This window comes from Streptomyces sp. NPDC002680 (assembly GCF_042889145.1).
GTDB classification, from domain to species: Bacteria; Actinomycetota; Actinomycetes; order Streptomycetales; family Streptomycetaceae; genus Streptomyces; species Streptomyces adonidis.
Genome location: NZ_JBIAQP010000015.1, coordinates 255969 through 269504 on the forward strand (window position 1 = coordinate 255969; position 13536 = coordinate 269504).

11 protein-coding genes are annotated in these 13536 nt (G+C 69.8%); 1 reads left to right on the top strand and 10 read right to left on the bottom strand.

Annotated elements, in window-relative coordinates; all coding sequences use genetic code 11:
• Positions 1-72: 72 nt before the first annotated feature.
• The 7 genes from topA to bldG all read right to left on the bottom strand — a co-directional run bounded on the left by topA (position 73) and on the right by bldG (position 9944).
• Positions 73-2934, bottom strand: a complete 2862-nt coding sequence (topA, locus tag ACFYXF_RS35215) for a type I DNA topoisomerase (protein ID WP_389355927.1) — start codon at positions 2932-2934, stop codon at positions 73-75.
• Between the two features lie 270 nt (positions 2935-3204).
• Positions 3205-3402 carry a hypothetical protein gene (locus ACFYXF_RS35220; protein WP_389355928.1) on the bottom strand — a complete coding sequence of 66 codons (198 nt, stop codon included), beginning with the start codon at positions 3400-3402 and terminating at the stop codon, positions 3205-3207.
• 493 nt (positions 3403-3895) lie between these two features.
• Positions 3896-5428: a methyltransferase gene (locus tag ACFYXF_RS35225; protein WP_389355930.1), complete on the bottom strand. Its 1533-nt coding sequence runs from the start codon at positions 5426-5428 to the stop codon at positions 3896-3898.
• Positions 5429-5515: 87 nt separating this feature from the next.
• Positions 5516-6112, bottom strand: coding sequence for a small secreted protein (locus tag ACFYXF_RS35230; RefSeq protein WP_389355932.1), 597 nt, complete (start codon positions 6110-6112; stop codon positions 5516-5518).
• 195 nt (positions 6113-6307) lie between these two features.
• Entirely contained in the window at positions 6308-8710 is a 2403-nt protein-coding gene (locus ACFYXF_RS35235) for a sodium-translocating pyrophosphatase (RefSeq protein WP_389355934.1), read from the bottom strand.
• 330 nt (positions 8711-9040) lie between these two features.
• Entirely contained in the window at positions 9041-9475 is a 435-nt protein-coding gene (locus ACFYXF_RS35240) for an ATP-binding protein (RefSeq protein ID WP_389355935.1), read from the bottom strand.
• A 127-nt stretch (positions 9476-9602) separates the two neighbouring features.
• Complete coding sequence (gene bldG, locus ACFYXF_RS35245) at positions 9603-9944, bottom strand: anti-sigma factor antagonist BldG (protein ID WP_005475923.1); 342 nt, start codon at positions 9942-9944, stop codon at positions 9603-9605.
• A gap of 80 nt (positions 9945-10024) precedes the next feature.
• Between bldG and ACFYXF_RS35250 the strand changes: the two genes are divergently transcribed.
• A complete protein-coding gene (locus ACFYXF_RS35250; protein ID WP_389355937.1) occupies positions 10025-12484 on the top strand; it encodes a DEAD/DEAH box helicase in 2460 nt (819 codons plus the stop codon).
• Positions 12485-12526: 42 nt separating this feature from the next.
• Here the strand turns inward: ACFYXF_RS35250 and ACFYXF_RS35255 are convergent, their stop codons facing one another.
• Genes ACFYXF_RS35255 through ACFYXF_RS35265 form a run of 3 tightly spaced genes read right to left on the bottom strand, consistent with a single transcriptional unit; the run spans position 12527 to position 13522 of the window.
• On the bottom strand, positions 12527-12928 hold the full coding sequence (locus ACFYXF_RS35255) for an Rv3654c family TadE-like protein (protein WP_389355939.1): 402 nt from the start codon (positions 12926-12928) through the stop codon (positions 12527-12529).
• The gene (locus tag ACFYXF_RS35260) at positions 12925-13317 is read right to left on the bottom strand and encodes a TadE family type IV pilus minor pilin (protein ID WP_389355941.1); all 393 of its coding nucleotides are present in this window, start codon (positions 13315-13317) and stop codon (positions 12925-12927) included. Before ACFYXF_RS35260 ends, ACFYXF_RS35255 begins: the two co-directional genes overlap by 4 nt.
• Entirely contained in the window at positions 13304-13522 is a 219-nt protein-coding gene (locus ACFYXF_RS35265) for a DUF4244 domain-containing protein (RefSeq protein WP_369034395.1), read from the bottom strand. Before ACFYXF_RS35265 ends, ACFYXF_RS35260 begins: the two co-directional genes overlap by 14 nt.
• Positions 13523-13536 lie beyond the last annotated feature (14 nt).

A 13536-nucleotide genomic window follows, 5' to 3' on the forward strand; every position in this document is an offset into this window, starting at 1 on the left:
GACCGCCCCGACACCTGATGGTGTCGGGGCGGTTATTTAACGAAGCTCGCGTGCAGACGAAGTGAAGATCACTCACTCGTCGCTTGTGCCACCTGTGACCCTCGAACTCGAAGCGGTCGCCTTCTTGGCCGGAGCCTTCTTGGCGGCCGTCTTCTTCGCGGTGGTCGTCTTGGCGGCCGTCGTCTTCTTGGCGGCGGCGGTCTTCGTCGTGGCCGCCTTCTTGGCGGGGGCCTTCTTCGCCGGTGCCTTCTTCGCGGTCTTCTTGGCGGGCGACTTGGCGCGCTTCTCGGCGAGCAGCTCGTAGCCGCGCTCCGGGGTGATGTCCTCGACGCTGTCACCGGAGCGCAGGGTCGCGTTGCTCTCCCCGTCGGTGACGTACGGCCCGAAGCGGCCGTCCTTGACGACGACCGGCTTTCCGCTGACCGGGTCGGTGCCCAGTTCCTTCAGCGGCGGCTTGGCGGCGGCCCGGCCGCGCTGCTTGGGCTGGGAGTAGATCTCCAGCGCCTCTTCGAGGGTGATCGTGAAGAGCTGGTCCTCGGTCTGCAGGGACCGCGAGTCCGTGCCCTTCTTCAGGTACGGGCCGTAGCGGCCGTTCTGCGCGGTGATCTCCACGCCTTCGGCGTCCTTGCCGACGACTCTGGGCAGGGACATCAGCTTGAGCGCGTCGGCCAGGGTGACCGTGTCCAGGGTCATCGACTTGAACAGCGAGGCCGTACGCGGCTTGACGGCGTTCTTGCCGGTCTTCGGGGTGCCCTCGGGGAGCACCTCGGTGACGTACGGGCCGTAGCGGCCGTCCCTGGCGATGATCTGGTGGCCGGACTCGGGGTCGGCGCCCAGCTCGAAGTCGCCGCTCGGCTTGGCGAGCAGCTCCTCCGCCAGTTCGATGGACAGCTCGTCGGGAGCGAGGTCCTCGGGGACGTCCGCGCGCTGGTGGTTCTCGGAGTCCTTCTCACCGCGCTCGATGTACGGGCCGTAGCGCCCGACCCGCAGCACGATGTCGTTGCCCACCGGGAACGACGACACCTCGCGTGCGTCGATCGCGCCCAGGTCGGTCACCAGCTCCTTGAGACCACCGAGGTGGTCCCCGTCGCCGTTGCCCGCCTCGGCCGCGCCACCGACGGCGGGAACGCCCTTGGCACCCTCACCGAAGTAGAACCGCTTGAGCCACGGCACGGACTGGGCCTCGCCGCGGGCGATGCGGTCGAGGTCGTCCTCCATGCGGGCGGTGAAGTCGTAGTCGACGAGCCGCCCGAAGTGCTTCTCCAGGAGGTTGACCACGGCGAAGGACAGGAAGGACGGCACGAGGGCCGTGCCCTTCTTGAAGACGTAGCCGCGGTCGAGGATCGTGCCGATGATCGACGCGTACGTCGACGGGCGGCCGATCTCTCGCTCTTCCAGCTCCTTGACCAGCGACGCCTCGGTGTAGCGGGCCGGGGGCTTGGTGGCGTGCCCGTCGACCGTGATCTCCTCGGCGGACAGGGCGTCGCCCTCGTTCACCTGGGGCAGCCGGCGCTCGCGGTCGTCCAGCTCGGCGTTCGGGTCGTCGGCGCCTTCGACGTAGGCCTTCAGGAAGCCGTGGAAGGTGATCGTCTTGCCGGAGGCGCTGAACTCGGCGTCCCGGCCGTCGGCGGCGGTGCCGGCGATCTTGACGGTGACCGAGTTGCCGACCGCGTCCTTCATCTGGGAGGCGACCGTGCGCTTCCAGATCAGCTCGTAGAGCCGGAACTGGTCGCCGGTCAGGCCGGTCTCGGCAGGCGTGCGGAAACGATCACCCGACGGGCGGATCGCCTCGTGCGCCTCCTGCGCGTTCTTGACCTTCCCGGCGTACGTCCGCGGGGACGAGGGCAGGTAGTCGGCGCCGTACAGCTGCGTGACCTGGGCGCGGGCGGCGGTGATCGCCGTGTCCGACAGGGTCGTGGAGTCCGTACGCATATAGGTGATGAAGCCGTTCTCGTACAGCTTCTGCGCCACCTGCATGGTCGCCTTCGCGCCGAAGCCGAGCTTGCGGCTGGCCTCCTGCTGGAGCGTCGTCGTACGGAACGGGGCGTACGGCGAGCGACGGTACGGCTTCGACTCGACCGAGCGGACGGCGAAGCTGGTGTTCTCCAGGGCGGCGGCGAGGGCGCGGGCGTTCGCCTCGTCGAGGTGGAGGGTGTTCGCGCTCTTGAGTTGTCCCAGGGAGTCGAAGTCGCGGCCCTGCGCGACCCGCCTGCCGTCGACGGTCGTGAGGCGGGCGACCAGCGACGACGGGTCCGACGAGTCCCCCGCGCGGCCGGTCGCGAAGGTCCCCGTCAGGTCCCAGTACTCAGCAGAACGGAAGGCAATGCGCTCGCGTTCCCGTTCCACCACAAGTCGTGTCGCGACCGACTGGACACGCCCGGCCGACAGCCGTGGCATGACCTTCTTCCAGAGGACCGGCGAGACCTCGTAGCCGTAGAGACGGTCGAGGATGCGGCGGGTCTCCTGGGCGTCGACCAGCTTCTGGTTCAGCTCGCGCGGGTTGGCGACGGCGGCCTGGATCGCGGCCTTGGTGATCTCGTGGAAGACCATCCGCTTGACCGGGACCTTGGGCTTCAGGACTTCCTGGAGGTGCCACGCGATGGCCTCGCCCTCGCGGTCCTCATCGGTGGCGAGGAAGAGTTCGTCGGAGTCCTTCAGCAGGTCCTTGAGCTTCTTGACCTGGGCCTTCTTGTCCGCGTTGACCACGTAGATCGGCTGGAAGTCGTGTTCGACGTCCACGCCGAGGCGGCGCACCTCGCCGGTGTACTGCTCGGGCACCTCGGCGGCGCCGTTGGGGAGGTCGCGGATGTGCCCGACGCTCGCTTCGACGACGTATCCGGGGCCGAGATAGCCCTTGATCGTCTTCGCCTTGGCAGGCGACTCGACGATGACGAGTCGGCGGCCGCCGTGTGCGGTCTCGCTGGTCGGGGACAACTTCGCTCTTCTCTCCGGTCGACACTGGGGTCTCCCCCGGCTGCCGTGCTCCCGGGGTCGGGTCATGCTGACGCTGCGGAGTGTGACGGTACATCCCGCCCCCGTGTCAAACGGGAAAAGCCCGCAACGGCCACTCGAACGGTAACCCGACTACCGCCATTCCTGCCGCCCGGAGTGTCGACCTGCCCCTTCGCGCCTATCCGGAGGGTGACCTCCCAGTTACCGGCGGGCCCTCTGCCGTATGGGCCGCCCGGCCGTCTCTCCCGCACCTCACACCCGGGTGAAGCACCATGCGCCGACCCCGAGGGCGACCAGCGCGGCGACGCTCGCGAGGGCCGCCGATGCGACGGGGTTCACACCGAGGGCGACGGGCGCCCGGTTCCGCACCCGGGCCGTGGTCCACACCAGCAGTCCACCCCCGAACAGGGCGAACACCACTCCCGCGAAGATCGCCGGTCCGCTCTCCATATCCCTGCCCGCCCCTTTTCCTCCCGCCCGGGAGTCCCCGGACCCGGGAGGCTGGCACGCCCGGGAAGCGTCCGCGCGAACCCGAGGTGAACGCCGGACGGACGACGGCCCCGCGTCCCTGTGAGTACCCGCCGAGCACCCCCGGAGCACCCTCGCGAACGGCCCGGCCGACCACAGTCCGTCGCAACCCGGCCCCGCGAATCTCACAGCCGGTACGCGCGGCCCGCCCTGGCCCGGCCGCCCAACTCGGCGCGAATATGCCGCCCGAACCCGGCCACCCGCACACTCGACACGACGGTCACGAGCGAGGGCCACGACGGCACAGGCACCGCGACCGGCCCGCCGGCGTCACCCGCGCGCTTCCCCGCGCCTCACGCGCCGCCCCTGTACCTCCCACCTCCGTACGGCGGACGAGTACGCGACCTGCCGTACCGAACCCGGCCGCGACACCCCCCTCCACCATGGTCGTCATGCCGTAGCCGACCGGACCCACTCACCCGCCCACCGGCTCCAGGAACCCCAGCTCCACCAGCAGCCGGATCTGCGCGGGCGTCCGGTCCCGCAGCGACACCGGGTCCTCGCCGACCAGTTGGGCGATGGCGTCCAGGATCCGCCCAGCGCTCAGCGTGCCGTCGCACACGCCCGCGAAGCCCGCGCCGACCGTGTCCACCTTGGTGGCCCGGCGCATCCCGCGGTTCTGGCGCAGCACCACGTGCTCCGGGTCCTCGGCGCCGGGCAGCCCGACCTGCTCCTGCACGACCTCGCTCCCCAGTCTGAAGTGCGCGGCGAGCAGCGCGGCGTCGTCGTGCGCGCGCAGGTAGTCCACGCGGTCGAAGTGCGCGCGGACCGTGTCCCCGAGCGGTTGTTCGACGGAGTGCGGCCACTCCTCCACGGTGATCGAGGGCTCGGCCGCCCCGGTCTTCCGCAGCGTGATCCAGCCGAACCCGACCGACTTCACCTTGCGCGCCTCGAACTCGTCCAGCCACGCGTCGTACCGCGCCCGGTACTCCGCCGGGTCCGAGCGGTGGTCGCCGGCGTCGCGCAGCCACAGCTCGGCGTACTGCGTGACGTCCTGCACCTCGCGCTGCACGATCCAGGCATCGCACCCGCGCGGCACCCAGGACCGCAGCCGGTCCTGCCAGTCCTCCCCTTCCACGTGCTGCCAGTTGGCGAGGAACTGTGCGAACCCGCCTTCGCGCAGCCGCTCCCCCGCCTCCTGAACGAGCGTGCGGCACAGATCGTCCCCGCCCATCCCGCCGTCCCGGTAGGTGAGCCGCGCGCCGGGCGAGATCACGAACGGCGGGTTGGAGACGATCAGGTCGTACGTCTCGTCCTCCCGGACCGGCTCGAAGAGCGAGCCCTCGCGCAGATCGGCCGCCGGGGCGCCGGACAGGACGAGCGTCAGCGCGGTGATGTGCAGGGCGCGGGGGTTGAGGTCGGTCGCCGTCACGCGCGTGGCGTGCTGCGCGGCGTGCAGCGCCTGGATCCCGGAGCCGGTCCCGAGATCGAGCGCGGCGGCGACCGGCGTACGCACGGTGATGCCCGCGAGGGTCGTGGAGGCACCGCCCACGCCGAGGACGACACCCTCGTCGTGACTGCCGATGCCACCGGCGCCGCCGACCGCGCACCCCAGGTCGGACACGATGAACCAGTCCTCGCCGTCCGGCCCGCTGTAAGGCCGCACATCGACGGCGGCAGCCACCTCGCCACCGCCCCCGGAGTCGAGCCACCCGCTCGCCACACAGTCGTCGACGGGCAGCACGCCCGCCACGCGCGCGTGGGGCACGGGTTGCTGCAACAGGAAAAGCCGTACGAGCAGTTCCAGCGGCGTGTCGCCACGGGTGGCCCGGAGCGCGGGCACGGTCTCGCTGCGCGCCAGGGCGGCGTACGCGGGCGCGCCGAGCAGGTCGAGCAACCCGTCGGCGGTGAAGTCGGCGGCCAGGAGGGCGTCCCGGAGGCGCTGGGCGACATCGGGGCGGTCGGCGGAGGGCAGGGCGTGCAGGCTGGCGTTACTCACGCCTCCCATTGTGTCCGCCCCGCCGCTCCACCGCGCACGCCTGTGGACAGACGCGCGCGGACACCCCGTACGCCTGTGGAAAACTCCCGCGGAGGGTCAGCCGGCGGCCGAGGAGGCCGACGGGGACACGGTCGTCGACTTGCAGCTCTCCTGCTCGGACATCGCCTTGCCGACGTCGCCCTCCTCCAGGGCCTTCAGGGCGTCGTTGCCGCTCTGGCTGAGCTTGTCCAGCTGGGTGGCGACACCCTTGAGGCCGTCGGCGAACTTCGCCTGGTCCTTGGTGTCGAGTTCGTCGACCTGCTTCTTGAGGCCCGCGTAGGAGGTCGCGATGTCGTTGAGCTCCTTGACGGCGTTCGTCTTCTTCGTCTCGCCGTCGTCGACATTGGGTGCGCCCGCCGTGTTCACGGCCGCGCCGATCGCCTTGTAGGCGTCCGCCATGTCCTGGAAGGCCTGTGCGTCGGTCTTCTGGACGGCCTCGGGGGTGCTGTTGTCCGAGGTCTCCTTCTGGATCGCGGCGTTGGCGGCCTCGATCTTCTGCGCCTGCGGTTTCACCGCGTCGCACACCTGCTTGGCCCAGGCATCCAGTTCCTTGTTGCCGTCGTCGCTGCTGCATCCCGACAGCGCCAGTACCAGTACCGCACCGCCGGACAGTGCGACCGCGAGCTTCTTGTTCACCGGATTGGTCCCTTCCATGGCTCTCGGCCCCGGAACATACACGCCAACTGGGCGACATCAGCGTGACGGACATCCGCTTGATGTGTTATTGCAGCCATTTGCACCAAGAGAGATAAGGCTCACTGAAATGCCGTGCAACCCACGCCAAGCGGGCGGACGACGCGTCAAAACGCGCCGTCCGCCCGCTTGTTGGCCGGTTCCTGACCCGCCTCGCTACGAAACCACCGCGGGATCGGCCGACTTGGCCACCCGCTGCGCCTCCTCCTCGTCGTCCCCGGCGACCCCGCGCCGCTTCGACACGTAGACCGCGCCCACGATCACCGCGATCGACAGGACCGCGATGACGATGCGCAGGGCGAGGTTCTCGTCGTCGCCGTAGCTGAACTTGACGATCGCGGGCGCGATGAGCAGCGCGACCAGATTCATCACCTTCAGCAGGGGGTTGATGGCCGGGCCCGCGGTGTCCTTGAACGGGTCGCCCACGGTGTCACCGATGACGGTCGCCGCATGGGCCTCGCTGCCCTTGCCGCCGTGATGACCGTCCTCCACGAGTTTCTTCGCGTTGTCCCACGCGCCACCGGAGTTGGCGAGGAACACCGCCATCAGCGTGCCGGCGCCGATCGCGCCCGCGAGGAACGCGCCGAGCGCGCCGACACCGAGCGTGAACCCGATGGCGATGGGCGCCAGGACGGCCAGCAGCCCGGGCGTGGCGAGTTCCCGGAGCGCGTCCTTCGTACAGATGTCGACGACGCGTCCGTACTCCGGTTTCTCGGTGTAGTTCATGATCCCGGGGTGTTCGCGGAACTGCCGCCGCACCTCGTAGACGACCGAACCCGCCGACCGCGACACCGCGTTGATCGCCAGCCCGGAGAACAGGAAGACGACCGCCGCGCCGGCGATCAGACCGACCAGGTTGTTGGGCTGCGAGATGTCCATCACGAGGTTCATCGGCCCGCCCTCGCCGACCTTCTCGCCCACCTCCCGCGCCGCGGTCGTGATCGCGTCGCGGTACGACCCGAAGAGCGCCGACGCGGCCAGGACGGCCGTGGCGATGGCGATGCCCTTGGTGATGGCCTTGGTGGTGTTGCCGACGGCGTCCAGGTCGGTGAGGACCTGCGCGCCCGCGCCCTGGACGTCGCCGGACATCTCGGCGATGCCCTGCGCGTTGTCGGAGACCGGTCCGAAGGTGTCCATGGCGACGATGACGCCGACCGTGGTGAGCAGGCCGGTACCGGCCAGTGCCACCGCGAACAGCGCCAGCATGATGGACGTACCGCCGAGCAGGAACGCCCCGTACACGCCGAGGCCGATCAACAGGGCAGTGTAGACGGCCGATTCGAGCCCGATGGAGATACCGGCGAGGACGACGGTGGCCGCGCCGGTGAGGGAGCTCTTGCCGATGTCCCGTACCGGTCGGCGGGTCGTCTCGGTGAAGTAGCCGGTCAGTTGCTGGATCAGGGCCGCCAGCACGATGCCGATGGCCACCGCGAGGAGCGCGAGGATGCGTGGGTCGCCGTCCTTGGCGGCGATGGCGGCGTCGGTGATCCCGTCGAGTTCGGCGTACGTCGACGGCAGGTAGACGTAGACGGCGATCGCGACGAGCGCGAGCGAGATCACCGCGGAGATGAAGAAGCCGCGGTTGATCGCGGTCATGCCGCTGCGGTCGGACCGCTTCGGCGCCACCGCGAAGATGCCGACCATCGCCGTGAGCACGCCGATCGCGGGCACCAGGAGCGGGAAGGCGAGCCCGGCGTCGCCGAAGGCGGCCTTGCCGAGGATCAGCGCGGCGACGAGCGTCACGGCGTACGACTCGAAGAGGTCGGCCGCCATGCCCGCGCAGTCGCCGACGTTGTCGCCCACGTTGTCGGCGATGGTCGCGGCGTTGCGCGGGTCGTCTTCCGGGATGCCCTGCTCGACCTTGCCGACCAGGTCGGCGCCGACGTCGGCGGCCTTGGTGAAGATGCCGCCGCCGACCCTCATGAACATGGCGATGAGGGCGGCGCCGAGGCCGAAGCCTTCGAGCACCTTCGGCGCGTCGGCCGCGTACACCAGCACCACGCAGGAGGCGCCCAGCAGGCCGAGGCCCACCGTGAACATGCCGACGACACCGCCCGTACGGAAAGCGATCTTCATCGCTTTGTGGGAGACCTCGGTGAGATCCTTTTCCGGCTCGCCTTCCGCCGGAGTCGCCTCCCGCGCCGCGGCTGCCACGCGCACATTGCTGCGCACGGCGAGCCACATGCCGATATAGCCGGTGGCCGCGGAGAACGCGGCGCCGATCAAGAAGAACACCGACCGTCCGGCGCGCTGATTCCAGTCGTCGGCGGGCAGCAGCATCAGCAGGAAGAACACGATCACGGCGAATACGCCGAGCGTGCGCAACTGCCGTGCCAGATAGGCGTTCGCGCCTTCCTGGATCGCCTTCGCGATCTCCTTCATGCTGTCGGTGCCCTCGCCCGCCGCGAGCACCTGGCGCACCAGCACCCCGGCGACCACGAGCGCCGCCAGGGCCACGACCCCGATGACCATCACGAGCAGACGGTTGTCGTCGGTCAGTACTGCGGCTGCGAAGGTTGTGGGTTGATCGAACCGATGAGGGGTAGAAAGCCCCGCCATTCGTCCTCCTTGACGCTTGGGCTGAGCTCAAGATGTGGACGGATTGTAGGTACCGGAACCTGATCAAAACAGTACGCGGAAACGGAATAGATCGCCCCATGCTATTCAGCAAATGATCGACAGGTGATCCATTGACCCATATGGCGTAATGCCGCAGACGCATTCACGCGTGATCGAATTCGTGATCGAATTATCGTGCGACTGATCGTGAATACCTTCACGAAGGGATCGTGATTGGTTTCACTAATCTGGAACCCGTCGCCAAAAACGCCAAGGGCCCTGCTCAGCAGGGCCCTTGAGGCTGTACGGGGTTGAGGTCGGCGTCGAATATCAGGGGAGGAGCGTGACCGGCGGCGTGGTTGGCCAGCTCATGCGGATAGATCCGCCGTTCTCCCCCGCGGTGACCTCGACGTCGTCGACGAGGCCGCTGATGACCGCGAGGCCCATCTCGTCCTCCTCGGCATCCACGTCCGCGTCGCCGCCGGCACCCGGAGAGTTGTCGCCGGGAGCCGATCGGGGCGCTTCGTCGCCGACCTCGATGGAGAACTGCTTCTCCTCCTCGATCAGCGTCACCCGCACCGGGTCCGGGATGCCACTGCTCTGGTGCAGTCCGACGGCACGCGAACAGGCCTCGCCGACGGCGAGTCGCACCTCGTCGAGTACGGCCTCGTCCACTCCGGCCCTGCGCGCAACCGCTGCCGCCACCAGTCGGGCGGTCCTGACGTGCTCGGGCAGCGCGCTGAAGCGGAGTTCAACGGTGGCCATGCATCCCCCTCGGAATACGGGCGTGCGGTCAGGGGGCCAGGTCGCCGAGACCCGGACCCCCCTCGTTTAACTTCTTCCGTCACGAACGTGCGTACGGGTGACCGCACACGCGTCCGGTAAACGGCCGTCAGTCGGTGGCCGCCACCGCTTCGTCGACCGAGGTGTGGATCGGGAACACCTTGGTGAGACCGGTGATGCGGAAGATCTTCAGAATGCGCTCCTGGTTGCAGACCAGGCGCAGCGAGCCCTCATGGGCACGCACACGCTTCAGGCCACCGACCAGCACGCCGAGCCCGGTGGAGTCGAGGAAGTCGACACCCTCCATGTCGACGACGAGGTGGAAACTCCCGTCGTTGACCAGCTCGACCAGCTGCTCACGCAGCTTGGGCGCGGTATAAACGTCGATTTCGCCACCGACCTCGACGACCGTACGATCGCCGACGGTACGGGTCGACAGGGACAGGTCCACGGATCCTCCAGCACCTTGCTATCGAGCGGTCATCCCAAGGGACACCTCGGCAGAGCCCCCGGGACGGTTCGCCAGCCGCGATGGCATTCAATCACTTACCGCAGGGCGTGCACGACGCCTTGGTCCCATTGTCCGTCACGCCAGTGACACACTCGATGCCGATGGCCAATATTCACCGATCCGATCGACCCTCGACTTTCGCCGCCTCGCGGCCGGATCCGGGCACGATCCTGGACCGGCTCGCCTCGGGGCCGAGCCGGGCTTCGCGCATCACTCATACGGAGCACTTGCCCCCACGTGCGGGCCGTCATGCCGTCTGGCCCGACCGGATTCGCGCCGAGGTCATCGCCGCGATCCAGGCCGCCGGTATCGAACACCCATGGGCCCACCAGGCACTGGCCGCCGAGCACGCCCTGGACGGCGAGAACGTGATCGTCGCCACAGGCACCGCCTCGGGCAAGTCGCTCGCGTATCTCGTACCGGTCCTCTCGTGCCTCCTGGACGGCTCCGAAGCCCCCAACGGCCGCGGGGCGACCGCCCTGTACCTCGCCCCGACCAAGGCCCTCGCCGCCGACCAGCGGCGTTCCGTGAAGGAACTTTCACAACCTCTGGGAAACGCGGTGCGACCGGCCGTGTACGACGGCGACACCCCCTTCGAGGAACGCGAGTGGGTCCGCCAGTACGCGAACTACGTCCTGACCAACCCGGACATGCTGCACCGGGGGATACTCCCGTCCCACGCCCGCTGGTCCTCCTTCCTGAAGTCGCTGAAGTACGTCGTCATCGACGAATGTCACACCTACCGCGGGGTCTTCGGCTCGCACGTCGCCCAGGTCCTGCGCCGGCTGCGTCGCCTGTGTGCCCGCTACGGCGCCTCCCCCGTCTTCCTGCTCGCCTCCGCCACGGCCGCCGAACCGTCCGTCGCCGCCCGCCGTCTGACGGGCCTCCCGGTGGTCGAGATCGCCGACGACGCCTCACCGCGCGGTGAACTGGTGTTCGCCCTCTGGGAGCCCCCGCTCACCGAACTGCACGGCGAGAAGGGCGCGCCCGTCCGCCGTACGGCCACCGCCGAGACCGCCGACCTGCTGACCGACCTCACCGTCCAGGGCGTGCGCTCGGTGGCCTTCGTACGCTCCCGGCGCGGCGCCGAGCTGATCGCGCTGATCGCCCAGGAACGCCTCGCCGAGGTCGACCGATCCCTCGCCCGCCGGGTGGCCGCCTATCGCGGCGGCTACCTCCCCGAGGAGCGCAGAGCCCTCGAACAGGCGCTCCACTCCGGCGAACTCCTCGGCCTCGCCGCCACCACCGCCCTCGAACTCGGCATCGACGTCTCGGGGTTGGACGCCGTCGTCATCGCCGGCTACCCGGGCACCCGCGCCTCCCTGTGGCAGCAGGCGGGCCGCGCCGGACGTGCCGGACAGGGCGCGCTGGCGATCCTGGTCGCCCGCGACGACCCGCTGGACACGTTCCTCGTCCACCATCCGGAGGCCCTGTTCGACCAGCCGGTCGAGTCGACGGTCCTCGACCCGGACAACCCGTACGTCCTGGCCCCCCACTTGTGCGCGGCGGCGGCCGAATCCCCCCTGGTCGAGGAGGACCTGGAGCTGTTCGGCCCCGAAACGGCGGCCCTGCTCCCGCAGTTGGAGGCCGCGAAGCTGCTTCGCCGCCGTACGAAGGCCTGGCACTGGACCCGCCGTGAACGGGCCGCCGACCTGACCGACATCCGGGGCGGTGGCGGCAACCCGGTCCAGATCGTCGAGGAGGGCACGGGACGGCTGCTCGGCACGGTGGACGCGGGCGCCGCGCACACGGCCGTGCACGAGGGCGCTGTGCATCTGCACCAGGGCCGCACCTATCTCGTCCGCTCCCTCGACCTGAAGGACTCGGTCGCCCTGGTCGAGGAGGCGAGTCCGCCGTATTCGACGGTCGCCCGCGACACGACGTCCATCGCCGTCCTGGAGACGGACACCGAGATCCCCTGGGGCGACGGCCGCCTCTGCTACGGCTCCGTCGAGGTCACCAACCAGGTCGTCTCCTTCCTGCGCCGACGGGTCATCACGGGTGAGGTCCTGGGCGAGACCAAGCTCGACCTCCCTCCGCGTACGTTGCGCACCCGCGCCGTGTGGTGGACGGTCACCGAGGATCAACTCGACGCCGCCCGGATCAACCCGGAGATCCTCGGCGGCGCCCTGCACGCCGCCGAACACGCCTCGATCGGCATGCTGCCCCTCTTCGCGACCTGCGACCGCTGGGACATCGGCGGCGTCTCCGTCCCGCTCCACCCTGACACCCTCCTTCCGACGGTCTTCGTGTACGACGGCCACCCGGGCGGCGCGGGCTTCGCGGAGCGCGCCTTCCACACGGCCCGCTCCTGGCTGACGGCCACCCGCCAGGCCATCGCCTCCTGCGAGTGCGACGCCGGCTGCCCGTCCTGCGTCCAGTCCCCCAAGTGCGGCAACGGCAACGAGCCCTTGCACAAGCGGGGGGCGGTGCGGCTGCTGACGGTGCTGTTGCAGGGGGCGCTGGAGGAGGCGGGGTAGGGCTTGCCTGTACGGGGCTGTACGGGGCTGTACGGGGTCGTCTCAGGTCGGCCCCGGGGAGCCAGGAGGCCCTGGTGGCCCCGCCCGCGACCTGACCTCCGCCGAGAACAGCCCCCGCCCCGACATCACGGTCAGGTCCGACGTCTCGCCCACGATCGCGCACCGAACGAGCCGGGTGCCCTGTGCCGCAGCCACCCGGTCCGCCCGGGCGCAGGCCCCCGAGGCACCCTCCGCCCAGTGGTCCGCCGCGGCGAGCGCCGCCATGTCCGCACCGGCGGCGGCCCGATGCCGGGCCACTGCGGCCTGCCCCATGGCGAGGACCACGCCGAACGCCACACAGAGGACGGCGATGGCACCGACGCTCCAGACGGTCGCCGAGCCACGGTCGGAGCGGACCGGGCGGGCGCCAACTCTCGTGAGCAGCCCGCTTCCCAGACGTCTCACGCGCCCTCCCCCACCGTCTCCTCGGCCAACGCCACCGCCTCGTGCGCCACATCGACGGTCAGGGCACCGATCCCTGGCGACCGCGCCACGACCTCCACGCGCACGAGGTCGCCCTCTCTGCTGACGGTGACCTCCGCCCCGCTCGGGGCAGCGCCACGGGCCACCGCGGCGACCGCGTCAGGCGGGTCCTGCCGGGCGGCGGCCCGGGCACCGGCCCGGGCCGCGTCCACGCACTGGATCTGCGCGGCGGCGACGAACAGCGTCCAAACCAGGCCCATCGAGAACAGCACGAGCACGGGCAGCACCACAGCGGCCTCGGCGGTCACGAACCCCCGGTCCCGCCACCGCCCCACATCCCGCTCCCGGGCCTGGCGTTCACATCTTGGCATCGAGGGCCTTCTTCACGATGGCCTGCAACTCCGAGCTGACCTGCCCGCTCGTCACCACCTTGTAGAGCACCGCGGCGAACGCCACCGACGCGATGATGCCTACGGCATATTCCGACGTGACCATTCCGGCATCCCTGCGCGCCCCGATCGCCGCACGCGCCCTGAACGCCAGCGCCCACATCCGTTCCCGTACCACTGCGAACATCTCAACTCCCGTAA